The organism is Actinomadura oligospora ATCC 43269, assembly GCF_000518265.1.
In the GTDB taxonomy this organism is placed as follows: Bacteria; Actinomycetota; Actinomycetes; order Streptosporangiales; family Streptosporangiaceae; genus Spirillospora; species Spirillospora oligospora.
On sequence record NZ_KI912411.1, the window covers coordinates 20,615 to 46,562 of the forward strand.

Annotated in this window: 23 protein-coding genes; 10 read left to right on the forward strand and 13 right to left on the reverse strand. The window is 70.2% G+C overall.

All coding sequences use genetic code 11. The features are described from left to right. The first annotated feature begins 20 nt into the window (after positions 1–20). The gene (locus tag P696_RS0137125; protein WP_026416281.1) at positions 21–836 is read left to right on the forward strand and encodes a PIG-L family deacetylase; all 816 of its coding nucleotides are present in this window, start codon (positions 21–23) and stop codon (positions 834–836) included. A gap of 63 nt (positions 837–899) precedes the next feature. On the opposite strand, the gene P696_RS0137130 is transcribed toward P696_RS0137125, so the two are convergent. Then, positions 900–2,126, reverse strand: coding sequence for an ARPP-2 domain-containing protein (locus P696_RS0137130; protein WP_245627962.1), 1,227 nt, complete (start codon positions 2,124–2,126; stop codon positions 900–902). Further along, positions 2,123–3,688, reverse strand: coding sequence for a hypothetical protein (locus tag P696_RS50660; protein ID WP_064744254.1), 1,566 nt, complete (start codon positions 3,686–3,688; stop codon positions 2,123–2,125). The genes P696_RS0137130 and P696_RS50660 overlap by 4 nt, the downstream gene beginning before the upstream one ends. Before the next feature lie 256 nt (positions 3,689–3,944). On the opposite strand from P696_RS50660, the gene P696_RS0137140 reads away from it, so the two are divergent. Further along, entirely contained in the window at positions 3,945–5,015 is a 1,071-nt protein-coding gene (locus P696_RS0137140) for a phosphotransferase family protein (protein WP_026416283.1), read from the forward strand. Between the two features lie 35 nt (positions 5,016–5,050). Here P696_RS0137140 and P696_RS50665 read toward each other — a convergent pair whose 3' ends face one another. From P696_RS50665 to P696_RS0137165, 5 genes are all read right to left on the reverse strand, one after another. After that, positions 5,051–5,944: an oxygenase MpaB family protein gene (locus tag P696_RS50665; protein WP_064744256.1), complete on the reverse strand. Its 894-nt coding sequence runs from the start codon at positions 5,942–5,944 to the stop codon at positions 5,051–5,053. A gap of 86 nt (positions 5,945–6,030) precedes the next feature. Beyond that, positions 6,031–7,674, reverse strand: coding sequence for a monocarboxylate uptake permease MctP (gene mctP / locus P696_RS0137150; RefSeq protein WP_026416284.1), 1,644 nt, complete (start codon positions 7,672–7,674; stop codon positions 6,031–6,033). Then, positions 7,671–7,904, reverse strand: coding sequence for a DUF3311 domain-containing protein (locus P696_RS0137155; protein WP_034489017.1), 234 nt, complete (start codon positions 7,902–7,904; stop codon positions 7,671–7,673). Before P696_RS0137155 ends, mctP begins: the two co-directional genes overlap by 4 nt. Positions 7,905–8,208: 304 nt before the next feature. Further along, a complete protein-coding gene (locus P696_RS53355; RefSeq protein ID WP_026416286.1) occupies positions 8,209–8,859 on the reverse strand; it encodes an RlpA-like double-psi beta-barrel domain-containing protein in 651 nt (216 codons plus the stop codon). Positions 8,860–9,636: 777 nt separating this feature from the next. Next, entirely contained in the window at positions 9,637–10,341 is a 705-nt protein-coding gene (locus P696_RS0137165) for a hypothetical protein (RefSeq protein ID WP_026416287.1), read from the reverse strand. 355 nt (positions 10,342–10,696) lie between these two features. Here P696_RS0137165 and P696_RS0137170 point away from each other — a divergent pair, with 355 nt between their 5' ends. The 4 genes from P696_RS0137170 to P696_RS0137185 all read left to right on the forward strand — a co-directional run bounded on the left by P696_RS0137170 (position 10,697) and on the right by P696_RS0137185 (position 15,086). Next, a complete protein-coding gene (locus P696_RS0137170; RefSeq protein WP_026416288.1) occupies positions 10,697–11,887 on the forward strand; it encodes a low temperature requirement protein A in 1,191 nt (396 codons plus the stop codon). A gap of 61 nt (positions 11,888–11,948) precedes the next feature. Continuing rightward, entirely contained in the window at positions 11,949–13,049 is a 1,101-nt protein-coding gene (locus P696_RS0137175; protein ID WP_026416289.1) for a winged helix DNA-binding domain-containing protein, read from the forward strand. A gap of 280 nt (positions 13,050–13,329) precedes the next feature. Further along, on the forward strand, positions 13,330–13,602 hold the full coding sequence (locus P696_RS0137180; protein ID WP_026416290.1) for a hypothetical protein: 273 nt from the start codon (positions 13,330–13,332) through the stop codon (positions 13,600–13,602). A gap of 155 nt (positions 13,603–13,757) precedes the next feature. Beyond that, positions 13,758–15,086, forward strand: a complete 1,329-nt coding sequence (locus P696_RS0137185; RefSeq protein ID WP_157430148.1) for a DUF2786 domain-containing protein — start codon at positions 13,758–13,760, stop codon at positions 15,084–15,086. A gap of 374 nt (positions 15,087–15,460) precedes the next feature. Here the strand turns inward: P696_RS0137185 and P696_RS0137190 are convergent, their stop codons facing one another. Next, positions 15,461–15,679 carry a helix-turn-helix domain-containing protein gene (locus P696_RS0137190; protein ID WP_084338801.1) on the reverse strand — a complete coding sequence of 73 codons (219 nt, stop codon included), beginning with the start codon at positions 15,677–15,679 and terminating at the stop codon, positions 15,461–15,463. Between the two features lie 1,973 nt (positions 15,680–17,652). On the opposite strand from P696_RS0137190, the gene P696_RS0137195 reads away from it, so the two are divergent. Then, on the forward strand, positions 17,653–18,234 hold the full coding sequence (locus P696_RS0137195) for a hypothetical protein (protein ID WP_026416293.1): 582 nt from the start codon (positions 17,653–17,655) through the stop codon (positions 18,232–18,234). Positions 18,235–18,342: 108 nt separating this feature from the next. Here P696_RS0137195 and P696_RS0137200 read toward each other — a convergent pair whose 3' ends face one another. The 4 genes from P696_RS0137200 to P696_RS50680 all read right to left on the reverse strand — a co-directional run bounded on the left by P696_RS0137200 (position 18,343) and on the right by P696_RS50680 (position 21,162). Then, entirely contained in the window at positions 18,343–18,756 is a 414-nt protein-coding gene (locus P696_RS0137200; RefSeq protein ID WP_026416294.1) for a VOC family protein, read from the reverse strand. A 536-nt stretch (positions 18,757–19,292) separates the two neighbouring features. Next, the gene (locus P696_RS58960) at positions 19,293–19,418 is read right to left on the reverse strand and encodes a hypothetical protein (protein WP_281175029.1); all 126 of its coding nucleotides are present in this window, start codon (positions 19,416–19,418) and stop codon (positions 19,293–19,295) included. Between the two features lie 110 nt (positions 19,419–19,528). Beyond that, on the reverse strand, positions 19,529–20,308 hold the full coding sequence (locus tag P696_RS53360) for a hypothetical protein (protein WP_051468718.1): 780 nt from the start codon (positions 20,306–20,308) through the stop codon (positions 19,529–19,531). 128 nt (positions 20,309–20,436) lie between these two features. Next, positions 20,437–21,162: a thiaminase II/PqqC family protein gene (locus tag P696_RS50680; protein ID WP_245627991.1), complete on the reverse strand. Its 726-nt coding sequence runs from the start codon at positions 21,160–21,162 to the stop codon at positions 20,437–20,439. A gap of 64 nt (positions 21,163–21,226) precedes the next feature. Between P696_RS50680 and P696_RS0137220 the strand changes: the two genes are divergently transcribed. The 3 genes from P696_RS0137220 (at position 21,227) to P696_RS0137230 (ending at position 24,625) form a co-directional block, all read left to right on the forward strand. Continuing rightward, positions 21,227–22,510, forward strand: a complete 1,284-nt coding sequence (locus tag P696_RS0137220) for a citrate synthase (RefSeq protein WP_026416295.1) — start codon at positions 21,227–21,229, stop codon at positions 22,508–22,510. 153 nt (positions 22,511–22,663) lie between these two features. Beyond that, positions 22,664–23,530: an LLM class flavin-dependent oxidoreductase gene (locus tag P696_RS0137225; RefSeq protein ID WP_026416296.1), complete on the forward strand. Its 867-nt coding sequence runs from the start codon at positions 22,664–22,666 to the stop codon at positions 23,528–23,530. A 165-nt stretch (positions 23,531–23,695) separates the two neighbouring features. Next, entirely contained in the window at positions 23,696–24,625 is a 930-nt protein-coding gene (locus tag P696_RS0137230) for a hypothetical protein (protein WP_026416297.1), read from the forward strand. A 308-nt stretch (positions 24,626–24,933) separates the two neighbouring features. Here P696_RS0137230 and P696_RS0137235 read toward each other — a convergent pair whose 3' ends face one another. Then, positions 24,934–25,926, reverse strand: a complete 993-nt coding sequence (locus P696_RS0137235) for an ArsR/SmtB family transcription factor (RefSeq protein WP_026416298.1) — start codon at positions 25,924–25,926, stop codon at positions 24,934–24,936. Positions 25,927–25,948 lie beyond the last annotated feature (22 nt).

Here is a 25,948-nt window from a genome sequence, read left to right on the forward strand (position 1 = left end):
CAACGAGGAGTAACCGCACGATGGAGCACCCACTGACCCTGATGGCGGTCCACGCCCACCCGGACGACGAGGTCCTCGGGACGGGCGGCGTCCTCGCGCGGGCCGCCGCCGAGGGCCACCGGGCCGTCCTGGTGACCTGCACCAACGGCGAGCAGGGCGACGACGCGGGCGGGCTGAAGCCGCAGGACGAGGGGCACGACGCCGAGGGCGTGGCGCGGGTCCGGCTGGCCGAGCTGCGCGAGTCCACGTCCATCCTGGGCATCGAGCACGTCGAACTGCTCGGCTACCGCGACTCGGGCATGGTCGGCTGGTCCACCAACGAGGACCCGCGCGCCTTCGCCAACGTCCCGGTCGAGGACGCGGCGGCCCGGCTCGCCGAGCTGATGGAGAAGTACCGTCCGGACGTCGTGGTCACCTACGACGACAACGGCAACTACGGCCACCCGGACCACATCCAGGCCCACCGGATCGCGGTCGCGGCGGCCGAGAGCACCGGCATCCCGCGCAAGTTCTACGAGACGGCGGTCCCGCGCTCGGGCATCGAGACGATGTTCGAGGAGGCGAAGAAGTCCGGGCTCGACCTGGGCGACGAGCTTCCGGACGACTTCGGCACGCCCGACGAGCTGATCACGACCGTGGTGGACGTGTCGGCGCACGTCCAGCGCAAGCGCAAGGCGCTGGAGGCGCACGCCAGCCAGGGCGAGAACATCTTCCTCCTGCGCATCCCGGACGACGTGCAGGCGAGGGTGTTCGGCTTCGAGGCGTTCGTCCGCCGCTACAGCCACGTGGGCGCCGCTCTTCCGGAGAACGACCTGTTCGCCGGTCTGCGCGACTGATCCGCTTCCGCTCGAAGGCCCGGATCCGCTTCTCGCGGTCTGGGCCTTTTCGCGTGCGTGTGGTCAGCGGCGGGAGGGCCGACGGCGGCGGGCCGAGGCCCGGTAGTGGTCGAGGACGTCCTGGCGCAGGAGGTATCCGAAGCCCGCGCGCTGGAGCCGCAGCGCCAGCGCCGCCTCGCCGACGCCGAGGGCGGCGGCGGTGTCGGCGAGCCGCCAGTCGTGCGCGGCCAGCCTGGTCAGCAGGTGACCGCGCCGGATCTGGGTTTCGGACAGCCGGAACGTCTTGAGGTAGGCGAGCCGCTGCCCGTCCCCCGCGCCGACGATGATCTCCTCGCCGATGTGGTTGGGGCGTCCGGGCGTGAACGACGGCAGGAACCGGTACAGCCGGACGTCCCGCATCCGCTGGACGAGCTCGGAGCGTCCGGGCCGGTCGAAGACCTCCTCGGCCATCAGCTCGTCATGGAAGTCGGCCCAGCCGCGGATCCGCCGTTCGGCCTCGGCGCGCAGGTCAGGCAGGGAGCCGACCGCGGTCGCGTCGATCGGCTCGGCGAGGTCGGGGACGGGCAGCCACAGCCGTCCGTACTGGTAGACGAGCTCGCCGAACAGGTCCTCGACCAGGGTCGGGTGCAGGGCCCGGTAGTCGTCCGGGTGCGGGACGACGAACGCGCTCGCCAGGGCGTCCGCGACGTACACCAGCACGCCGCACTGCCCGGGGTGGATCTCGAAGAGCCGCAGCGCGTCGGCCAGGCCCGCGACGCTCGCGCCCAGGTAGGCGCTCTCCTCGCGCGGGGACAGTCCGGACGCCAGCGCCCGCCGCGACCATTCGTCCCAGGCGATCTGCGGCCCGCCGAAGTGCAGCGCGAGGTAGCCCTCGACGGCCAGGTGCAGCGGCAGGAACCGCAGCCGGTCGCCCGCCAGGCGGCGCGCCATCCGGCGGCGCACCCGGATCGGCAGGCCCGCCGGGGCGATGCCCTTGTCGTCGCGGGCGAGCAGGCGCGTCCCGTAGGAGGCGGTCGTCCCATCGCCGTCGCCCTCCCAGCGGGCGACGAACGCGTGCGGGATGTAGGAGAGATAATGGGTGCGGTCGCCGACGTCCACGATGGACGGCTCGTCGTAGACCCGGCGGTCGAGCCGCAGCCCTTCGATCGGCTCGTCCCGGACGAGCGGGACCAGGCGGATCGAGTTCCACGTCTGCGCGGGCATGGTGACGAGCCCGGCGCGGCGGACCCAGCCCGGCCCGCGCCACAGTTCGGTGTCCCGGGTGGGCTCGGGCGGGAGGTCGGTGTTCACTGCGCCTCCGTCTTCGCGATCTGTTCGCCGCCCGCGTTCTCCGTCTCGCCTGCTTCTTCGCTGGCCGCGGTCGTGGTGTTCGGCGGCTCCGCGGCGTTCCCGGGACGGCGGGGCTCCGGCGGGGTGAGGAAGCGGGCGACGCGGGAGTCGAGGTGGACGCGGAGTTCGGGCAGGCCGACGCGTCCCTCGGCGAACCGTGCCAGCTCGACGAGGGTGAGCAGGTCCTCGGCGTCGCGGACGCCCGCCGTCGGGACGGTCGGGGCGAGCCGCCGGACGTCGAAGTCGGTGGCGTCGTAGACCGGGTTGAGGTGCGTGATCGAGACGCGGCGGCCGGGGTCGAGGCGGGTCCGCCAGACGCGCAGGACCTCGGCGGCCAGGCCGGGCGGGGCGTTGTCGAAGCCGTCCGAGATGATCACGAGGCGGTCCGGGGAGGTATCGAGGGCGTCCAGGACGCGGGTGCCGAGGGGCGTCGGCCCGAACGGGTACAGCAGCAGCGCGTCGGCGCGGCCGGAGGTCCAGAACGGGCGGTACTCCCCCGCGAGGGCCTCCAGCAGGAAGTGGCCGCCGAGCGCGACGGCCAGGGGCCGGCGGCGCTTCTCGGCCGAGCCGACCGTGGAGAAGCTGTCGTCCAGGACCGCGGCGACGCGTCCCCAGCGTCCGGCGTCGGGTCCGGCTGCGCGGCGGGCGGCGGCGCGCAGTGCCCCGGTCAGCTCGGCGCGCCGCCTGGACCGCTCGTCCAGCGGCAGCGACAGGACATAGGTGGCCAGGCGGGTCAGCGGCACCGTCGCGAGGTCGATGTCGATCGTGGTCTTCTTCTGGCCCGCGTGCCCCTGGAGGCGGAGCCGCTCCAGCCGGGTCATGTTCTTCTCGGCACGCTCCAGGAAGCGCTTGCGCGGGATGCCGTGCGCGGCGGCGAAGCCCTCCGCGACGGTGAACGGCAGCTTGTAGACCGCCTCCTGCGCGTAGTGCGCCTGCCGCCAGGTCTCGAAGATCGGCGTGATGAACGGCGGGCCGGTCGCGCTGTAGAAGAGGCGTCCGATCTCGTCCTGGACGTGCTGGGGGGCGTCCGGGACGAGCGCGCGCGTGTCGAGGTGGGCGTGCCGGACGGCGTCCTTCAGGGCGCTGCGGTACTTGACCGCGTCGAACGCCAGGTCGGGGCGGGCGAGCAGCCAGTCCCGGATGATCGCGCGGGTCCGGCGGTTGTTGACGCCGTCGCGGCGCAGGGCGCGGAACAGCCGGTACACCCGCTGCGGCGGGAGCGTCTCCAACCTGCGCGCGATGAGCCGTCCCTCCAGGCGGCGCTGGGCCTCGCCGGCGTCGCGGGCGGTGGCCAGCAGGCCGCGGACGATCAGCGCCGCGTTGTGGTCGTTGACGTCCAGCGCCAGCGTCGCGGCGTACAGCTCGCGGTAGTTCTCCCGCATGTACTCGTGGAGGAAGCCGAGGGAGAACCGCTGCTCGGCCGCGTCGTGGTGGAACTCGCGCTGGCCCGTCCCGGTGATCGCCGCGTTGACGAAGGTCAGCACGTCCTCGCAGGCGACCAGGTCGGCGATCGTCTCGGTCATGGGCGCTCCAGGTCTGAGGCGCCGGCCGGGGTGTGAGGGCACGAGCAGCGAATGATCGCATTAAAGGCGGTTTCCGGAAGTCGCACCGAAGTCCCGCGGCCGGCAGGGTGACCGTAGCACCGGAGATCGTCCTGGATCACCCGGATATAGGCGCTTCGCTCGCCTTTCCGGTCTCACCGACGGGAGCCAGGCCCGGGCGCGGACCTGGGCGAACCCGCTGTTACTCTCCGGTAGAGACCGAGGGAAGGACCGGACCGTGCCGCAGCCCGAGCAGATCGACCCCGCCGTCGTGGACTTCGACGTCCTCGGCGCGTGGATGGACGAGCAGGACCTGCCCGGCGGGCCGTTCGAGGCCGTCACGCCGCTCAGCGGCGGCACCCAGAACATCCTGGTCCGGTTCCGCCGCGGCGGACGCGGCTACGTCCTGCGGCGCGGGCCGCGGCACCTGCGCGCCCGGACCAACGACGTGCTGCGCCGCGAGGCCCGCGTGCTGACCGCGCTGGACGGCACCGGCGTCCCGGCGCCGCGGATCATCGCGTCCTGTCCGGACGAGACCGTCCTCGACGGCGCGGTGTTCTACCTGATGACGCCGGTCGAGGGCTTCAACGCGACGGTCTCCCTCCCCGACCTGCACGCCGGGGACGCCGGGATCCGGCACTCGATGGGCCTGTCGGCCGCGCGGTCGCTGTCCGCGCTCGGCGCGGTGGACCACGAGGCCGCCGGTCTCGCCGACTTCGGCAAGCCGGACGGCTTCCTGGAGCGGCAGGTCCCGCGCTGGACGTCCGAGCTGGAGTCTTACGCGTCCCTGGACGGCTACCCGGGTCCGGAGATCCCCGGCCTGGAGACGGTCGCCGCCTGGCTGGAGGCCAACCGCCCCGCGACCTGGCGTCCGGGGATCATGCACGGCGACTACCACCTGGCCAACCTCATGTACTCCTTCGACGGCCCGGACGTCGCGGCGATCGTCGACTGGGAGATGTGCACAATCGGCGACCCGCTGCTGGACCTCGGCTGGCTGCTGGCCACCTGGCCCGACCGGGACGACGAGGGCGCCCTGCTGGCCGGGCCGCTCGGCGCCGCGGGCGGCCTGCCGTCCGCCTCCGAACTCGTCGCGGCCTACGCCGAGCGGCCCGAGGCCGTCGCCGGACGGGACCTGTCGTCCATCACCTGGTACGCGGTGCTCGCCTGCTTCAAGCTCGGCATCGTCCTCGAGGGCACGCACGCGCGGGCCTTCGCTGGAAAGGCCCCCAAGGAGACCGGCGACCTGCTGCACTCGATCACCCTCGGCCTGTTCCGCCGCGCCCACGCCTTCATCGCCGACGCCTGAGGCGCCCGAGGCCTCGCGCCTTGGTGTCTCCAGCCTCAGACCCGCACCTTCAAGAGCTTGCGGCGTGGCCGGACGCCCGACTCCGCCAGGCGGCGTGGAAGATCGGCCATCAGCTCGCGCGTCTCGGGCTTGAACGGCCGTCCGGCGATCCTCTCGGGTATCCGCGCGACCAGGAAGCGGCCGACACGCAATCCCAGGGTGACCAGCGGCTGGACGCCCGGGACCTCGGGCAGCGCCCGGTACTCCTCCCGTGCCCAGCGCGGGAGCGTGAAGTAGGCGAGCATCCCGATCGGCAGCCAGAGTGGCTTGAAGGGGGCGAGCAGCCGCAGCTTGCGCGGCATCTTCGGCCACAGCAGGAACCGCACGGTCGCGCGGGACTCGGGGATCACCCGGAGGTCCAGCTCGGCGCGGGCCCGGTCGAAGTAGGCGGCCATCTCGGCGACGCCGCCCGGGACGTCCTCGGCGTGGAGGCCGACGTAGGTCGCCGTCCGCCGCTGCTCGTCGTAGTACCGGTCGCGTTCGGCGGGCGTGAGCCGCAGCCCGCCGCGCTCGATGACCTCCAGGTACGACGACACCTCGGCGCAGTGCACCCACCGCAGCAGCTCCGGATCGTCCACGCGGTGGGTGCGGCCGGTGTCCGGGTCCTTGATCCGCAGCGTCCGGTGGACGGCCCGGACCCGCGCGCCGAGCTCGTCGGCCTGCGCGGGCGTGCCGAGCGCGGTGACCGTGACGAAGTGGGCGGTGTTGAAGAGCCGCTCGAGGGGCTCCTCCAGGAAGTCGGAGTTCTGCCAGACGCCGCGCATCGTGGTCGGCTGGAGCGCCTGGAGCATGAGCGCGCGGACCCCCGCCACCATCATCAGCGGGTCGAGGACGACCCGCCAGGTGACGGTCTCGGGGCCGCGCACGATGAGCGTCGAGGTGTCCACCATGGTAAGCACATGCTTACCGCAGGGCGGTGCGAAAGAGAAGCCCCGGGATCCTCGCGCGGCTCCCGGGGCCCCTCTCAACCGCCGTGTCAGCCCGAGGCCGGGGTCAGCTCACGGCCCGCGTCGCCCGGGTCTCCAGGCTCGGCCGGACGGTCCGTCGCGTCGGCCGTGTAGTCGGACGGGTCGGTCTCGTCCGCCCCGTCCGGGACCTTGACCAGGCGGAACACCACGGTCAGCACCACCGCGACGGCGATGTTGAACACGAACGCGGTGAGCGCGATGTAGCCGGTGTGCCCGACGAACGGGATGTCGGCGATCGACTGCCCGAAGTGCTTCTGCGTCGGGGACGAGGTGTCGTAGGCCGTCCAGGTGCCGTAGACCATGCCGACCGCCCATCCGGCGAGCAGCGCCCACCGGTGGAACCAGCGCGTGAACACGCCGATCGCGAGGGCCGGGAAGGTCTGCACGACCCAGATCCCGCCGAGCAGCTGCAGGTTGATCGCCAGCGACTTGTCGAAGCCCAGGACGAACACCAGCGCGCCGACCTTCACCAGCAGCGACACGAACTGCGAGACCCGCGTCTCCTCCGCGGGCGTGGCGTCCGGGCGGAGGAAGGCGGTGTAGACGTTGCGGGTGAACAGGTTGGACGCGGCGATCGACATGATCGCCGCCGGGACCAGCGCGCCGACGCCGATCGCGGCGAACGCCAGCCCGGTGAACCACTGCGGGAACGCGTGGTCGAACAGCAGCGGCACCGCGAGCTGCGGGTTCTTCGCCTTGGCGACCCCCTGGGCGACCTCGGGCGTGGCCCGCGCCATGTAACCGAGCAGCGCCAGAAAGCCCAGGACGAGCGAGTAGGCGGGCAGCAGCGCGGCGTTCCGGCGGATCACGTCGCGCCGTCCGGCGGCGAGCGCGCCGGTCACGGTGTGCGGATAGATGAACAGCGCGAGCGAGGAGCCGAGCGCCAGCGTCCCGTAGGCCCAGTGGGTCATGTTCGAGGTGATCAGCGAGCCGGACGGCTTGCCGGTCACCGGGTTCGGCTTGGCCAGCGACGCCTGCGAGGCGTCGAAGATGTGCCCCCACCCACCGATCTTGGACGGGATGTACAGCACCGCCACGATGATCGTCAGGTAGATCAGCGTGTCCTTGACGAAGGAGATCAGCGCCGGGGCGCGCAGCCCGGAGGTGAAGGTGTAGGCCGCCAGCAGCGCGAACGCGATGAACAGCGGCAGGTCCCGGGCGAGGCCGGACCCGGTGACGCCCATCACGGTGAGGACGGCCTGGATGCCGACGAGCTGCAGCGCGATGTACGGCATCATCGCCAGGATGCCGGTCAGCGCCACCGCCAGGCCGAGCCCCCTCGACCCGAACCGCCCCCGGACGAAGTCGGCGGTGGTCACGTAACCGTGCCGGTGTGACACCGACCACAGCCTCGGCCCGACGAGGAACACGATCGGGTAGGCGATCGCGGCGTAGGGCACCGCCCAGAAGCCCATCGCGCCGCCCGCGAAGACCGCGGCGGGCACGGCGACGAAGGTGTAGGCGGTGTAGAGGTCGCCGCCGAGCAGGAACCAGGTGACGAACGTGCCGAAGCTGCGTCCGCCGAGGCCCCACTCGTCCAGGTGCATGAGGGTCTGGCCGCGCCGCCAGCGCGCGGCGGCGAACCCGACCACGGTGACGGCCACGAAGAAGAAGACGAAGATCGTCAGTTCGAGGCCCTTGACGTCCTTCACCGGGCCCCACCGCCCCTCCGCCGGGTCAGCAGGTGCGCCGAGCCGATGCAGACCGCGGTCAGCACCACCCAGAGCAGCTGCCACCAGTAGAAGAACGGGAAGCCCGCGAGGCGCGGGGTGATCTTGGCGTAGGACGGGACGGCCAGGTAGACGGGGAACGGCAGGACCAGCAGCACGCCAGCGACGATCTTGCTGGCGAGCCCGGGCCCGGGGGAAGGCGGTTCGGTCATGGCTGGGAACCTCCCTTGGGGGGACGGCCGCAGGGGCGGCGCATCCGCCATCCTGAAGGCTCGGCCCGGCCGAAACCAGCCCCGGCAACCCCTTTTCGGCGCTCCGGAACGATCCGCTCATCCGTTCCCGTCGCCCGACGAGGCCTCCCGCGCCCGGCCCTGCCGCTACGGACTGCGCGGACACGGGCCCACGCGGACACAGGCCGCGCAGACGCGCAGACGCGCAGACGCGCGAAGGGCGTTCCGCCGGCCCTTGGTCGGTGGAACGCCCTTCGCGCGTTCGGTGATCGCCTTAAGGCCGAGATCACATGGCCTTCGGCATGCCCTTGCCGGAGCCGGCGCCCCAGGACAGGACCTCCCACTTGACGCCGTTGAGGTGACCCTCGCTGGAGCCGGTGTTGTACTTGCTGTCGGGCTTGCCGCCGTCGAGCAGGTACCGGAAGGTGTAGGTGTCCAGGTCGAGCATGACGCCACGGCTGGACGGCTCGCCCGGGCCACGGTCGCCGACGAAGCCGACGACGGTGCGGCCGTTGTAGCTGACCTTGACCTTGGTGTTCATCGGCCAGCTCGGGCTGGCGAACATGCCCTTCTGCATCGGCTTGCCACTGGCGGGGGCGCCGGTGTCGCCGTTGACGCCGGAGCCGTCGTCCCAGAAGTAGGACGCGGTGGTCTTGCCGGCGAGCAGCGCCTTCGGCTGCGCGGCCTTCTTGGCCTTGGCGGCCTTCTTCTGCGCGGCGGCCTTGTGGGCGGCCTTCTTCTGCGCCTCGGCCTTGTGCTGGGCCGCGGTCTGCTCCTGGGTGCGGGAGAGGTCCAGCGCGGCCTGGGTGTGCTGAGCCGTGAGCTTCCCGCGCTCGGGGGTCTCGTCGCCTGCCATCGCGACACCCGCCACCAGGAATCCGGCCAGGGTGGAGCCGGTGAGAGCGGTGATGGCGATGTTGAGCGCACGCTTCTGCATGGAAATCCTTTGTTCGGCGGACTGGGCAGCCGTTTCCAGGCCGGGCGGGGGCCCGGGCGGAGTGTGGAAACGGTCCCGAGGCATCGCTCGGGAGAAAGCCATCAGACGGAAACCCGCGCTTGAAACCCCGCGACAACGGGAGGGAGATTCCGTGCGCACACCTGCGGACGGGCCGCGACTTACGACCCGCGCTGCGGCGGACCGGGTGAGTGTGCGGAGACACCGGCCAGGGGGCGACTTGCCTCTACCTGGGCGGACGCTGCATGGACGACCGCGTTCCGGTGCCGGGGTCCCCGTCTGGCGAACGGGGCATGACGGCTATGAAAAGGCCGGGTCAATGGCTCTTGACCCGCAGCCATGGACCACCATACGTGGCATTACCACGGCTCTGTCAAATCTCAGCCTACTTTACTTTCCGAAAGGTAGATCTTCTTTCTCGGACCCCTTGTAGATATGGGCTTTCAGCGCTTTGCATTCGGCTTGCTGTCAGCTGGATCACATGGGAATCCGGTCCGCGGACGGCCCTTTGATCTCGCTTGGGCCCTCCTGGGGCCGCCCTGGGGTCATCCAGGGGGCCACTCGGAAGATCTCGACCTCTCGACGGCCGAGCATGCCGGTCTCAAACACACGAAAGCCCGGGAGACTTCCCGTCTCCCGGGCTGTGCGTCAGCGCCGGTGTGGAGCTTGGGCCACCACGCCCCTCAAAGGTCAAGAGGGGCCAAGGCTCCAGGCGGTCGGCGGCGCGGCCGTCTCAACGGCGCGTCCGCCCCCTGCTTCTCAGCGGAAGGTGGGGTACCCGCCTGTGTTCACGGCGGGGTACCCGCCGGTGTTCACGGCCGTTGGAGCGGGCGCGAACGGGTCCTGCATGCCCGGCCCCTCCTGGTACGGCATCGCCGGACCGTCATGGAACGGCGACGGCATGGCCGGACCGTCCGCATAGGCGGGCCCATTGGTAAAGGCAGGGCCACCCTCTCCATAGGCAGGGCCGTCACCGTAAGCGGGGCCCTCTCCGTAGGCAGGGCCGTCGCCGAAGGACGGGCCGGACGGCATGGCCGCCGCCGGCTGCTGCGCGAAGGGGGCCTGAGCCCCCGGCTGCGTCGCGAACTGCCCGCCCGGCTGCGCCGCGAACGGCGAGGCCGAGGGCTGATCCGGAGCGCCATAACGGGGCTCGGGATTGCCGTAGGGCTGCTGTGGAGTCGGTGCCTGTGCCGGAGCTGGCGCGGGCTGCGGAGCGTGCAGTGAACCGTCCATCCGACGCGGCTCGGGAGCCGGTGGAACCCCCCGGTCGCCCAGCGCGGTGATCAGCGCACGGGCGGTCTCGTCGTCCAGCCGGACGAGCACGCTCGGCCGTCCGGCGGGGTCGACATAGGGGGAGATCGACGGTGACGCGATGTGGTCCGGAAGGTTCCGGGCCAGCTGTTCGCGCAGGTCGTGGGCGAGGCGAAGCGCCTGTCGGTCGCTGTCGCTGAGATGTGCGGTCATCGCGATCTCCGGGGAGTTCACGTGCGGGGGCCGGGGGCAATCCTGCTAGGAATAGCGTGCAGGTGCAAGATCTGATGCACGTGCAGATTCACGGATCTTCGTGCGTCACCCCCGCCCCGGACGCTCGTTCGCACCCCTCCCGAACGCCCGTCCGCGACCCCTCGGCGAGCCCCGCACCATCCGCCACCAGCCCCTATGTCATAGGGCTTCCCGCGCCTCGCGGCGTCGTAGGACGAGCCCCGGACCCGAACTCCCGGGCGCGCGGCCGGACAAGAAAGATCGGAACCCGGCGGGCGCGGCGCGCGGTCGGGGGCCGTTCGGTGATCGCAAGTCACCGGTTCCTTACGATGCGCTCATGACCGAGCGCCCCGTGATCGTCGGCCGCCCGTGGCGGCGCCGCATGGAGGCCCGCGACCCCGCCGAGCGGCACCGGGTGGCGTCCTCCCTCGAGCTGTTCTTCGACCTCTGCTTCGTGGTCGCCGTCGGCGCCGACGCCGCGCGCCTGGAGCACGCGCTCGCCGAGGGCCACGTTCTCGGCGGCGTCGTGGCGTTCCTGGTGATCTTCGCGGCGATCAACTGGTCATGGCTGAACTACACCTGGTTCGCCTCCGCCTACGACACCGACGACACCTACTTCCGGCTGGCGACCATGGTGGTCATGGCCGGGGCCCTGGTGCTGTCGGCGGGCGTCCCCCGCGCCTTCGACCACCAGGACCTGCGGGTCCTGGTGGCCGGCATCGCGATCATGCGGCTGGGCCTGGAGTCCCAGCGGCTCCGGGCGGCGGGCGGCGATCCCGCCCACCGGACGACCATGCTCCGCTTCGCCGCAGGCGAGAGCGCCTGCACCCTCTACTGGCTCCTGGTCGCGTTCGCCGCGCCCCACGACCGGCAGCCCTGGCTGATCGCGGCCGGGATCGTCGCCGAGTTGCTCGTCCCGCCGTGGGCGGAGGCCGCCGGCCTGACGACCTGGCACCCGCACCACATCACCGAGCGGTACGGGCTGTTGACGATCATCGTGCTGGGCGAGACGGTCCTGTCGTCCACCAACGCGGTGCGGGACGCCCTGTCCGGCGACGCCTCGTTCCGGCTCTACACGGTCGCGGCCGGGGGCCTGGTCACCGTGTTCGGCATGTGGTGGGTGTACTTCTCGATGTCCTCGGCCGGGCTGCTCACGACGCTGAGGAAGGCGATCGCCTGGGGGTACGGGCATTACGTGATCTACGCGTCCGGCGCCGCCGTCGGCGCGGGGATCGCGGTGAACGCCGCCTACGCGACGCACGAGGCGCACATCTCGTCCACGACGGCGGGGCTGGCCCTGACGATCCCGGTGTTCTGCTACCTGCTGGTGGTCTGGTGGCTGCTCGTGCGCCCGCACGGGGCGGACGCCCCGTACGCGTGGGGCATGCCGGTGATCGGGTTGTTGGCGGTCGCCTCCTCCTGGAGCGGGCATGCGGTCGCCGTCTCCGGCGTCCTTATGGCCCTGCTGATCCTGCTGAGCATCTGGGCGCACGGTACAAAAGGCCCTCGGCCGTCCACCTCTTCTTAAGGGCCGATGCTGGAGACCCGCCGCGTTAGGGTCGCGGCGATCTAGTGAAAGGCGACCGTCCATGACCGAGCCCCTTAGCCTGCGTCAGCTGAACCGGGCGACGCTCGCACGGCAGATGCTGCTGGCCCGGGAGGCCGTCCCGGTCCCCGAAGCGGTCGGACGGCTCGGCGGGCTCCAGGCGCAGGAGCCGAAGCCGCCGTTCCTCGGTCTGTGGTCGCGCGTGGAGGGGTTCAGCGCCGAAGATCTGCACGGCGTCCTCCAGGACCGGTCCGTGGTGCGGGCGACATTCCTGCGCGGAACGCTGCACCTGGTGGCGGCCACCGACTACGCGGCGCTGCGGACGACGCTCCAGCCGATGTTGGACGGGGCGTTGAAGGTCCTCGGCGACCGGGCGGCGGGCCTGGACCGTCCGGCGGTGCTCGCGGCGGCACGGCGGCACCTCACGGAGGGGCCGCGCACCTTCAACGAGCTGCGCGCCCTGCTCCAGGAGGACTTTCCGGAGGTCAACGACCGCGCGCTCGGATATGCCGTCCGCATGTGGCTGCCGCTGACGATGGTGCCGACGGAGGACCGTTGGGGGTTCCCGCGCACCGCCTCGTTCACCCTCGCCGACACCTGGCTCCACGCCCCGATCTCCGACACGCCGGACGACGAGGCGCTCGCGCTGCGGTACCTGGCGGCGTTCGGCCCGGCCACGGCTGCGGACGCGCAGACCTGGTCGGGCCTGGCGGCATTGGGAGCGGCGTTGGAGCGCCTGCGTCCCAAGCTCCGGACATTCCAGGACGAGCGGGGCCGCGAGCTGTTCGACCTGCCCGACGCACCGCGCCCGCACGAGGACGTCGACGTCCCGGCACGTTTTCTTCCCGAGTTCGACAATCTCGTCCTCGCGCATGCCGATCGGCAGCGGATCATCGCCGACGCGCACCGCCCGCTGCTCACCACCAAGAACCTGCGTGTCCGTGCCGTTTTCCTCTGGGACGGCTTCGCAGCGGGCCTTTGGGAGCTGGAACGTAAGCGCAAGATCGCGACACTGCGCCTCCGCCCCTTCGAGCCGCTCCCCCGTGAGGCCGTCGAGGCGCTGACCGCCGAAGGCGAATCCCTCCTGCGCTTCACCGAGCCGGACGCTACGGACCACCAGATCAACATCGTCGCGTCCGCCTGAGCCCCCGGGACAGCGCGTCACCGCCCGCGCGCGGGCCGCATCCAATAGTGATCAAGCCGAGACCTGGACTGATTGAAAGATCCACGATTTGAGCGCAAGCTGTCTGGGTCAACCCCGCGACACCGTCCCATGACTCCTGGCGAGTTCTGACATGCCCCTAACGCAATGGTCCGCGATCGGCGACTCCACAGCCGTGGCCGACGCGGACTCCCACCCCGCCTTCTCCATGCCGCCTGCCCCGGCCCGACGCCCCACCCCGTACCGCCGACAGGACGCGACCATGTTCGAGATCTGGGAGACAGGCGAGCCTCCGCGGCGCATCACGGAAGCCGGAAGCCTCGAGGTCGCACTCGAGAAGGTCGACACCATGTGCCGGCTGCGCCACGACCAGGCCGTCGCGCACGTGGGCCGGACCAGCGAGCACTACCGCTTTGAGATCCGCGACCCGCTGGGCCGCGCGCTCGCCCGCCTCACCTACGCCCCGGACACGACCCGCGAGTACCAGAGCGTGGTCGTCGAGGAGCTCCGGGGGGACGGCCGGTCACCCAGCTGACCGTCCCCCTTCGGCATACGGCCGCCCGTTCCTCCACGAGAGGCGGGCGGCCGTCCCGGTTTCTCCGCCTGTGAAGTCGGCCCGGCGGCTCATTGGAACGTTCTTCTTCGGACCCGTGGCAGGATGCGGGACAGGTGATCGGAGAGGAGCGCGGGGTGCCGGATTCGCGGCGATGGCGGGAGGCGACGCGCTCGTGGGCGCGCGGAACGGGCCGTCCAGGCGAATCCGACGACCAGGCCGCGACGGCACGTGACGCTGCGGAAACGCTGGTCAGCGCCGCTCTGGAAGCCCTCACACTGGACGACGCGTCCACTTGGTCACTGTGCGTGGAACGGCTCTCCGGTTTCCCGGCCGACCCGCGAACCGTTGATCTGGCGCTCGTCCGCCGCCTGCGGCACTCGGTGCGCATCGCCTGGGAGCGCGGCTGGCTTCCGACGGACCTGGCGCGCCACACCGCACGCGAATTGAGCGGGCGGCACCGTTCGCTTCTCGTGGACGCCATCGCCGACGAGATGCGGTCCTATGGCGCGGCCACCGTGGACGCCCGTTGGCGTGCCCAGCTCGAGGCACTGGGGGCCGAGGTCTGGTGGAACGCCGATGAAGAGCGCCTCCGAACCTGGCGCACGCGCGAGGCCGTCCCCGTTTCGGCTTCTGTGGCGGCTGTACTGGAACTGCTGCGCGTGCTGGCCGCCCTACCGCGCCTGGCGCTGATCGGACCGCTTCCTGGGACGGCCGTCCGAAGCGAGGCGTCCGTGAGGCGGGCCTCCGCCGCTGCGCCTGATCAGAAGATGCTGAGTAAAGTCCGGGCGTTGTTGGCGAAGGCGGAGTCCACGGAGTTCCCCGAGGAGGCCGAGGCGCTCAGCGCCCGCGCCCAGGAACTCATGACCAAGCACAGCATCGACCATGCTCTGCTGTCCGTCTCCAAAGACGGCCCCACCGGCCCGAACGGCTGCCGTATCCCGGTGGACGCGCCGTACGAGTCACCCAAGGCCGTCCTGCTGACCGTGGTCGCGGAGGCCAATCGCTGCCGTGCCGTGTGGCATCGGGAACTGGGCCTGTCCACGGTCTTGGGCTTCCCCGCAGACCTGGCCGCCACCGAGATGCTCTTCACGTCTCTCCTGGTACAGGCCACATCGGCGATGGTTCGAGCGGGATCCCAACAGGACACCCTGGGCCGGTCCCGGACACGTTCCTTCCGGCACGCCTTCCTCAACGCCTACGCGGCCCGTATCGGCGAGCGCCTCCACGCCGCGAGCGCCCGCGCCACGCAGGAGGCCGCGCAGGACACCGCCACCCGCCAGGACCTCCTGCCCGTCCTGTCCGCCCGCGATCAGGCGGTGGACCAGGCCGTCAACGACCTTTTCCCTGCCCTGACCCGAGGCCGTGCCCGGCGTGTCTCCAACTACGAGGGCTGGGTCGCCGGACGCGCCGCAGCCGACCTGGCCGCCCTCCACTCCAACGACCGGATCTCCACGACGTCCTAGCCGCGTCCTCTGGCTGCGAGGCCGGAATCGGGCCGTTTCCGCCCGATTCCGGGCAGCCCGAACTTGCCGCGCCGCACCGCGCGGTTCCGCTGAATCAGTGCTGGTGAAGCCCGCAGGACTTCCAGGAGCCGCCGCGCACTCTGGGCAGCGGCCACATCTCCCAAATGCCGCCCACTGAAGACGGCCGTTCCCCCCTGATCGCCCGACTCTCACCCTGGGAGCCGGACGCCTGCCTTGCCCGCGTCACCTTCGGCCTCGTACGCACGCGCGCCATGGCCGCACTCGGCCCTGACGGCGGCCGCTCCACGCGCCTGACTTCATCGGCAGGTCGCGGGAGGACGAAGCGCCCTCAGTGAAGGGCGACGGCAGCCGGATCAGCTGCTCTTCTTCCTGCCCCTGGTGTTGCCGCCACGGCCGCGCAATTTGACGTCGGCCTCCTTCAGGACGTTGTAGATGAATCCGTAGGACCGTCCGGTCTCGGCGGCGAGATCACGAATGCTCTCTCCGGCGTGGTACCGGGGTGCCAACTCCTTGGCGAGCTCGATGCGCTGGTCACCCGTCACGCGGGTGCCCCTCGGAAGAGTGCGGGTCACGAGTACCTCCTGGCTGACTACCGCGCTGCCCGGCGGGGGACGTCCCCGCAGTTCACAGCACTGATGATCTACCCCAACGTACACATTCCCCGCAAACCGGCCGCCACTCCGCACGATTCGACAACTTCTCGGCCACACGTGGTCGATTCCACGGCCCCCGGCGTGTCGCGATCAGGCAAACCCCTTGTCGGCCAGCATCCCCGGCCGACCGCGAAGCCCTCCACAGGAGAACCTTCAGCGCCTGCAAGAGCGGAACCCGCCCAGGCCCCCTTCGCATGCGCGGGGGCGTGCCCTGACCTGGCCGTACGACACGCTCAGGGCCGACCGGGAGGTGGCCTTCTCTTCTCACCACCCCCACCGGCCGCTACCGTCGCTCGCCATTCGTGGGCCATATGCGGGCCATGGCCCGGGAGCGTCGGCCCTGGTGGGGCTACCCGCGTCGTAAACCTGCCACGTCAACGCCATGCACTTCACATGTTCCTAGGTGCCGCCCGCCGAGATGCCGTCAACTTCGAGCACCGAGCCCCCAATCAGTTGACTGACCTTGCGCTTTCAGACTCCACCACAGCACTCCAAGGCCAGGTCGAACCGCAGGGCATGAGAATTCCACGGGCAGTTCGGTCTCGTTCCGGCAGTCGGAGTACCGATGCCCGGAGCGACTCGCCCATCATCAACAGTGACCAATTCACCACGCTCTGTAGTTGAAGTGGCTACGATCGGCCTCCTGACGGTGACCACCGCGATCCCCCAAGGCGAAGATGAACCGTTTCCTGGCAAGCCTCGGCCACACACGCCTACCCGGCGGGCCGCTCCGCTGCACCTGCGGCCTCCTCGGCTGCACGGCTCTGGCCAGCGCCCTCTACCTGCCCGCACACGCCCCCAAGGCGACTCCCGACCGGACGTCGTCCCCGTCGAGCCCCCTGACCGACGCCGCAGGTCTGCTCTCTCGCGCGCATACCGGCCTCCCGACTCCCCCGAAGCCTTCGTGGACGCGCGAGCAAATCCCCACACCGCTGGGTCCGGCCGCGCCACCACCGGCACGCACGGAACTCCCGCCCGCACAGGTGAGCGAAGTAATCCCCGTGAAGTGGACGACCTTCGTGCAAGCAGCGGCAGGCCTCCCGCACCTGGCCAGCAGATCCGGCTCCTCGCACCCCATCTCACTGAATCCCGCAGCGTCGCAACTGGAGTCGATGATCAGCACTCTGCCGAGCAGAGCGAGGCGGCGATACCGCTCGACCACATACGCCTTGGAGCGGCCGAGCTCCGCAGCCCCGGAACAGACCGGCCCCGCGATCCCGGTTCTGTTTTTTGAGCCCACGACCACCAACAGAAGCAGCGGGCCCTTCCTCATGGGGGCGGGATACGGCCCGGACGGCAAGCGGAACACGGGAAGTCGGCGCTTCCCCGCACCGTCCGGCCCCAAGCACGCCGGTACCGGCAGGCCCGATACCTCCGCCACGTGGAAGCCCGTTCCTCACGGAAGGGTGCCTGCCGCATGCCTTCAGCCAGAGTCCTACACCCACTGGTTCACGGCACAGATATGCCATGCCGCTTGGGCAGCCGTGCTGCGGGGACAACTCCCGGGGCCGCCGACGAACCAAACGTCCCCGCATCACGGCAAGCACAATGGCCACTCCAAAGGCCAGTGGCCCACGAACCTCTCGCCCCACGACCACTCCACAGACGATCCTCACGCGCAGCCGACCCCAGGCAGTTCAGTCACGCCGAATCCAGCTCGGCAATCGGCCGAGGCGACGCCATCACCAGCGGCTACGCGACGAGCCCGAACCACTCCTCATACCGGAGACCAACCTTCGCTCAGTGACTCGCTCCGCCCGCTACTTCTCCTCGGCCTGTTCCTCTGTGCCGCGGCGATGGGCGGCTATCCCTTCCGTCACCGGATCTACGCGCTGGCAGGCGCCGCTCTACTTCCCCCTCCCGGAGGCGACCCCCTCAACGACGAACGGCCGATGCATTTCTCCTATCGACCGGCCATTGACCCGTTCGCGATCCCGATGCTGGGCCTCTCCGGTTCCGGCGCGGCGGCCACCGTGCGGGTCATCACCCTCGCCGCGCTGGAGGAGTGCGCCGACACCGTCCTTGTCGTCATCCCCCGTCCCGACGCCACCGCGTTGTTCGGCCTCTCCGAGGACGAGTTGCTCGAGGACCGCATCGAGCCGCTCTTCATCCCCGGGAATCTGGACGCGGCCCTCGCCTACCTCGAAACCGAGCTCGCGATTCGCAAGGACACCGGCGCGACCAGCGGACGCCGCCTCCTGCTCGCCGCCGACTGCGAGCAGGAAGCCGACCGGATCATCGCTCTCGTGGCGCACCACCCCACGCAGATCTCCGCCGTCCTCCTGGGCGACTGGCCAGGCGACAAGGCGACCGTGGACGATGACGGCCTCCTAACAGCGCCGTCCGCCCTGACGGGCAAGCTTCCCAATCGTCTCCCCGCCGTCTCCCGCACCGAAGCCCGAGACCGCCTACTCAACGTCCTCGACCTTCCACCCCACCGCCCCCGTCCCAGGAAAAAGAGCAGGACCGCCTAACGCCCCGTACAGGGAGTAATGGTCAAGGTCTGTGGATGGGGCGGGATGCCGCCTCGCGTTGCGCGGCGTCGCCCGAAGCGAAGCTTCGTCACTCCGCCACCGGACCGCTCAGGAGAAGTCCGCGGCGGTGATTCCGTCGGGGTGTCCGGGCGGCCACTCCACCAACTCGATTCGGTAGCCATCCGGGTCGGTGAGCCACGACGTCTTCGGGCCGCGTGGACCGCCCGGAAGCTGGACAGGACCCGGCTCCAGACCGGCGTCGGTCAGCCGTTCCAGGGTGGCGGCCAGTGCGTCCACCTGGATCGCGAGGTGGTCGAATCCGCTGCCCACGTCGACGCGTCCGCCGACGGGCCGGTGGACCAGTTCGAGCGAGGCCTCCGGTTCGCCGGGGAACTTGAGGATCACGAGGCGACTCCCGTCGCCGGTGTCGACCATGCCCAACTCGACGTAGCCCAAGGCGGCGTAGAAGGCGAGCGAGCGCTCCAGGTCGGTGACGCGGTAGCTGACGAAGAGCGTCTTCATGCGGTCTCCATCTCTCCTCCATAGCACGGGGATGCTCCGCTTCCCGGCCCGCAGGGGCAGGAAGCGGACAGTGGAAGGCTTCAGACAGCAGGCAGGCTCATCGGCCTAGCGAGGCATAAATCAAGAGCAGTCGAGGTCGCGCGTGCCCTGACCATGCGGTACCCGACGCGGTTCGAACTGTTCAACGCCACGCCGGAGCCCGTCCGCGAGGGCGGAACCATGGAAGATCGTGGAATTCCTCGACCTGTGCATCCGCTCCCGGGAGCGCGCCGTTCCCGCCCCGGGATTGAGGTGGTCAGGCTGCGTGAGCCTCGGGGCGTTCGACGAACCGATCGCGTTCGAAGCGGCTCCGGCCACACAAGGGCGACCAGGTGGGGGGCGTTCACGGCTCGCCTCGTCGATGCGCTTGTCGTTGACGCGCGCTGCCTTGACCTCGCCGGTCCCCGCGGCTGTGGTCACCGAGCGGGGCTGGTGATGGCCGTTGCGGACCACGAGCCCGCCGCCCGCGATCGGGTCCCTGCCGTCAGCCAACTCGGCTATTCAGGCATCGGCTTCGGCTTCCAGGGCGGCGGCGAGCATTGTCTCGCGCCCTCCCGGACGACCTCGTCGATGAGCGCGAAGCCATTGGCGGTCGTGCCCTCGGCGTCGACTCCGCTGAGCATGGATGTGCCTTCCCGACCGGTGTTCGCAGCACCGGCCTACATGGTGTTTCCGCTCGTGGAGGTCGCCGCGTGCTCGCCGATGGTGGTGCGCCTGCGTCCGTGTTGGGGGCTTAGGTTTCGTGGGCGGCGGTTTCGGCTCGGGCGGTCACGAGGGACTGCAGGATGCGGCGGAGCGTGGGCGCCGGCGGGGGTTCGGCCGTCTTGTGGTGGAGGTAGGCGGTGCAGGCGTCAAGCCAGTCACGGAGCCCCTCCTCGTAGTGCTCCTCTATGCGTTTGGCCTTGAGGTGGGCCGCGTGGCGGCGATCCTGTTCGACGAGTTGGAGGAGGTCGGCGTCGTCCGCGAGGGCCTGGATGTCGGTGAGGATGTAGCGGCCGAGGCGGTCGACCGGGAGGGCACGCTCGGCGGCGACCCTGTCGAAGGTGCTGCGGGGCCAGGCGAGGATCCGGGCGGCGCCCCGGGGCTCGACGGACTCCACGAGAGGGCCCTTGCGGGCGCGGACGACCTTGATGACGGTCTCAGGTGCGAGGGCGTCGAGGTCGCGCAGCAGGTAGAGAGGATGGTCGCGGTACGTGCCGATGACCTCGAGGGCGTCCTGCGCGACGAGGACCTCGACGTCGGCGCGCTCGACGTCCATCCTCACGCGGGCGGCGAGGCGCACGGCGGCGCGTTCGGCGCCGATGGGCGGTTCGGCTCCGAACGCGGCCCTGACCGCGTCGACGCGGTCGGCGCAGTGGGCGAGGGCCTCGGCGCTCCAGAGGTCGTCGGGCAGGTCGGGCTCGGGGAACATGCCGTGCTCCCTGGCCAGCCGGAGTTGCCAGCGGGCGAGGTCGAGCCGTGCGGCGAGCCGGCGGTCGGAGAGTCCGGCTCGGGTGGTGTCGGTGGGGGTCATCGCGACTCCTTCGGTCTGGTGTTGGGCGGTGACGCCCTTCCAGACTCCAGCGACAGCCACGCGACAGTGATCCGAACCCCGTTCTGTGGATAAGTCGGGTCTTCCGTTCGTTCGGCCAAGGGCAAGGCTTACGGGAGGCCTTCGGCCAAGGCCGTCCAGAAGTCGGCTTCGTACGCGTGCAGGAAGTCGGCTGCTCGGACGGCTTCGTCGGGATCCTCGCCCGCCTCCAGCCCAGCGGCGATGACGGACGTTGCCTGCTCAACAAATCCCGGCGGCGTCTCGGCGAAGTAACTGAAGAACGCCACGGACGCTTCGGACAACTCATACCGCGACCTCAGGGCGGCGGCCGTCCGGGCGCAGTAGCCTCCCCACTCCTCCAGGTTCGCGAGCATGGCCAAGGCGACCTCACTGCTCGTCCCGAAAACGGCCCGCTGAGCCAGATAAGCCGGATAAGACTGCGCCCGCGGACGGGGCTTATAGGAAATGAGATCCTTCTCACTCCACCCCAGCGCGGAAGCGTAATCCGAGAGCAACGTGAACGCGTGGTTTTCCCCCTGCGCGAGCGAGAGGAAGAACTCCCCCGCAGGTGCCTGCGCGAACCGGGACGCCAGCAGCGCGAAGCTCCGCCTGTCGCTGTCCACGATTCGGAACTCTTCGCCCGCCAACCAGGCCAGACGTTCCCACGGAACCGCGCCTTCCTCCAGTAGGTCAAGGAACCGGTTACCGCCGCTCGACGCCGCTATACGGGCCCGGCCGCGCTCCACGAGTTCGGTCACTTCAATGAGAGCCATATCACTCAGCGCAACACCCTCCGGGCCATCCGTCAACACCATGGGTCCGGAATCGACCATCATGATCACGTGACTACCATGAAGGGCGGAACGTCTACGCAGGTGTAGGCGGCAGTTGGGAGCGAGCATGTCCGATTTCGAGCTCAACCACGCGGGTGGGCGGCTGCCCCTCGAGGTGACCGAGGCGACCGAGGGCCCTGGGGGGCTGCGGATCGCGTCCCTGCTGAAGGAGACCGGTCACGTCACCCTCGACACCGGGTTCACCAACACCGCCTCCACCACGTCCGCGATCACCTACATCGACGGCGACGCCGGGATCCTGCGCTACCGCGGGTACCCGATCGAGGAACTCGCGGAGAAGTCGTCCTTCCTGGAGGTCGCCTACCTGCTGATCTACGGTGAGCTGCCCACCGCGGACCAGCTTCAGGAGTTCACCGACCGGATCCAGCGTCACACCCTGCTGGACGAGAAGTTCCGCGCGTTCTTCTCGGCGTTCCCGCGTCGCGCGCACCCGATGGCGGTGCTGTCGTCCGCGGTGAGCGCGCTGTCCACCTTCTACCAGGACAGCCTCGACCCGTTCGACGACGAGCAGGTCGACCTCTCCAGCATCCGGCTCATCGCGAAGCTGCCGACGATCGCCGCGTACGCGTACAAGACGTCCATCGGGCAGCCGCTGCTCTACCCGGACAACTCGCTCGGCTACGTGGAGAATTTCCTGCGTATGACCTTCGGGCTGCCCACCGAGCAGTACGAGGTGGACCCGGAGATCGTGCGCGTGCTGGACATGCTGTTCGTCCTGCACGCCGACCACGAGCAGAACTGCTCCACCTCGACGGTGCGGCTGGTCGGCTCCAGCCAGGCCAACCTGTTCTCGTCGGTGTCGGCGGGCGTGGACGCGCTGTTCGGGCCGCTGCACGGCGGCGCCAACCAGGCCGTCCTGGAGATGCTGGAGAACATCCACAAGAACGGCGACAACGTCGAGAGCTTCGTCCAGCGGGTCAAGAACAAGGAGCCCGGCGTCAAGCTCATGGGCTTCGGCCACCGCGTCTACCGCAACTACGACCCGCGCGCGGCCGTGGTGAAGAAGGCGACGACCAAGGTCCTGGACGCCCTGGGCGTCTCCGACCCGCTGCTCGACCTGGCCATGCGCCTCGAAGAGGTCGCCCTCAGCGACGACTACTTCATCGAGCGCAAGCTGTACCCGAACGTCGACTTCTACACCGGGGTCATCTACAAGGCGATCGGCTTCCCGACCAACGCCTTCACCGTGCTGTTCGCGCTCGGCCGCCTTCCGGGCTGGATCGCCCAGTGGCGCGAGATGATGAACGACCCGGCGACGAAGATCGGCCGTCCGCGTCAGGTGTACGTGGGCGAAGGCGAGCGTCACTACAAGGACATCACCACGCGCTGACCCGCGCGCACGAGTTCGACTCACAGGGCCGGACGCCAGGTTCATTTCTGGTGTCCGGCCCTGAGTCATGTCCCCCTGCGCGCACGTGACGTGGTGAGGGGTTCGGCCGCTAACCGGGTTGCTGCGCGCGCGGGCGGAGCGCACCATGCCAGAGTGCGCTCTTCGATCAACATCCCCAACTTCGGAGATTTCGCCGATGCACGCGCGGTCGCGACGGTGGCCGTGGCAGCGGAACAGGCGGGATGGGATGCGCTGTTCGTCTGGGACCATCTGACCCACGACCAGCGGACGGCTCCTTTTGGCGATCCCTGGATGCTGTTGACCGCTGCGGCATTGGCCACAAGCCGGATCCGGCTCGGGACGATGGTCACGCCGGTCGCACGGCGGCGCCCACAACAGCTCGCCCGCCAAGTGGCCACACTGGACGTCCTCAGCGGCGGCCGGGTCACCCTGGGCGTCGGGTTGGGCGACCGTGATGACTTCTCCAGCTTCGGGGAGCCCACTGACCAGCGCGTTCTAGCTGAGCATCTGGACGAGGGTTTGGAGCTGTTGGAGCAGTACTGGACCGGGGAACCGGTGACCTTTCGGGGACGCCACTACCAGGCCGAGAACGTGGCGCTGCGTCCCGCGCCAGTGCAGCGCCCGCATCCTCCGATCTGGGTCGCCGGGTTCTGGCCGCGTCGTCCTCCGATGCGTCGTGCGGCCCGGTTCGACGGGGCGATCCCGCTGTTCACCTCCGCCTCGCACGGTGATGCTCCACCGGCTCACGAGGTTCGTGACCTGGTCGCCTATGTGCGCGAACAGCGTGAGGCGCTGCCGGACGGGCAGGGCGGGCGCCCCTTCGAGATCGTTGTCGGGGGCGTCAGCCCAACCGATCGGGACCAGGCGGCCGATCTGCTCGGGCCCCTGGCCGAGGCAGGTGCCACCTGGTGGGACGAGCGGCAACGCATGGACGGCGACGACCTCGACCGGCTCTCCCCGGTGCTCACACGCATCGAACAGGGACCGCCGTCCTTCTGAGCGACAGGGAGGCGTGCCCGCGTCGCCAAGGTCGCGTCCGGCCGGTTCACGGCCTCACAGTGCCGTGGAGACGAGATATCCACAGAATGGCGTTCGGTTATTTTCGGGAGGCGGGGCGCTCCAGCCTGGTTCATGTACCTGAACCACGGCACAAGGAGGCCCCCGATGACCGAGACCTTCCGTCTCACCGTTCCCGACCGGACGCACTGGACCTTCGTGGTCGCCGCCGAGCGGTGTCCCGACGACCTGCCCGCAGCGATCTTCGAACACGTCTCCGCGCCGTTCGCGCCGCATGCGACGCGTCGTCTCGGCGGTCCGGAGCTGGCCGTCTCGCACCACCCCGCGTCCAGGTCGCCCTGGAATCTGAACGGGGTCACGTCGCTGGACGTTGAGGACGAGCGCGACGGCGACCTCGCTTACCTGCGCTCGGCGGAGTGGAACATCGGCGTCAGCGCCGTGCTGCCCGCTCGCGACCGGCCGTTCGGCGCTCGTGTCGCCCGCGCCGTCGCGCACGCTCTCCGCGAGGCCACCGACGGGATCGTCGCGGACCACGACCTCCGCATCGTCCTGCCCGTGGCTCAGCCGGACGACGGCGGCCGTTACGTCCTCGCCGCCGACTGGATCACCGTGAACACCACCGGCAAGGTCGCGGCGCCTTGTCCCGCCAGCGACGACGGGATCGATGCCTGCGCCTGCCTGGAACTGTCCACTTCGGGCATGGAGCGTCTCGGGCTGCCCGAGCTCCGCATGTCAGGCGTGGCCTGCGCGCACGATCTGGCGGCGACCAACGTCCTGCGCAGTCTGAGCAGGCGGTTACTGCCTCTCGGAATCAGCCATGGAACACGCGTCCTGCCGTGCGAGTCGCTGGTGACCGGGGCCGACTTCGCCGAGTACTGGGGAACCGATGAGCCGATGTGGAACGAGGAGCCCGTCGCCGTCCGGCTGTCACCGATCAGCAACCAGCTGCTCGAGGTCAGACCACCTGAGGGCTACCCCGGAAGCGTGAACGAGTGGCTGTGGGACGAGCTCCCGCCGATCCTTCACGAACTCCTCGGCTGTGAACCCGACCCCACCCCCGGCTTCCACCCATCCTGATCCGCCGCGCATCGGCATCCGTGCGCTTCGGCATCCGTGGGCATCCCCGGCCCTGCGCCTCCCTCAGCCCTGCGCTGCGGCATCCGCGCTCTCCGGCATCCATACGCTCGGCAACCGCGCCCTCCATCCATGGCTCCGGCGTCCATGCGCTGCAGCATCCATGCGCTCCGGCATCCGTGCGCTCTGGCGGGCCGTCCTTGGTTCGCTCCCCGCGAGCGGACAAGCCGAGGTCCGCAGACGCCCGAATGCGCTGGTACGCGATGGTCACGGCAGCGAAGGGTGCCAGCCGCTCGGAGAACATCCCAGGCTCACGCCACGTCCGAGGAGGAGCCGGAACACAGAGTGTCGCCGACTTGGGAGCGTTCGTAGAAGACCTCGCGGCCGGTACGGCGGCTGGTGACCAGGCCGCCGTCGCGGAGCACGGACAGGTGTTGGCTGATCGCGCCCGGCGTCATGGACAGGCGTCGGGCGAGGTTGGTCGTGGTGGCGGGTTCGCTGAGGGCGACGAGCACGCGGGCTCGGGTCCGCCCGATCAGGGCGTCGAGCGCGGGGGCCGTGGGAACGGCGCCTCGGGACCACAGGTTGCCGACGCCGGGCACGGGATAGACCAGGTTCGGCTGGTACGGCTCGGCCATCACGGCGGTGTCGGGCCAGTGGAAGACGCTCGGGATCAGGATCATGCCGTCGCCGCTGAGCGGTCCGGTGCGCCGCCAGGCCCGAGTCCGCACGCGCAGGCGGCCCTCGTCCCAGCTGATGTTGGGGTGCAGGTCGTTGAACATCGCCCCCGCGCCGTCGCGGGCCAGCTGCCGGACGCGCCGCAGCACCTCCGACTCGAACAGACCGCGGATCTGCGGCCAGTACCGGTCCAGCGCCGTGTCCCAGTAGAGGCGCAGTTCGGCGGCGGCGCGGGCGACACCGGCCGCCGGGTCGTCGAGGAACTCGCGCACGACGGCGGTGTCCGCGCCGGGGAGCCGTCGCGCCTCGGCGGCGGCCTCGCGGACGTCGGCCTCGGCGACCGAGCGCAGCTCCGCCTCGATGTCCCGAAGCGGACTGGCCGGCGGGGGAGTCAGGAAGTCCACGAAGTAGGGACCGAGCGGAACCAGCGCGTACAACAGCCGCAGATCCAGTTCCTCGAGTCGCGGCCGGACGGCCCGGATCCACGGCAGATGCAATGCCTGCCGACCCGGGTCCTGCAACACGCGCAGGCTCGCGACGGCTTCGGACACCGGCGAGAAGGCGAACCTCAACCTGGCGAGGTCGACGGAGGTGAAGTCGAACTCGGCGAACGACGATTCAGGCACGGATGAAACATTTAGGCTTCGC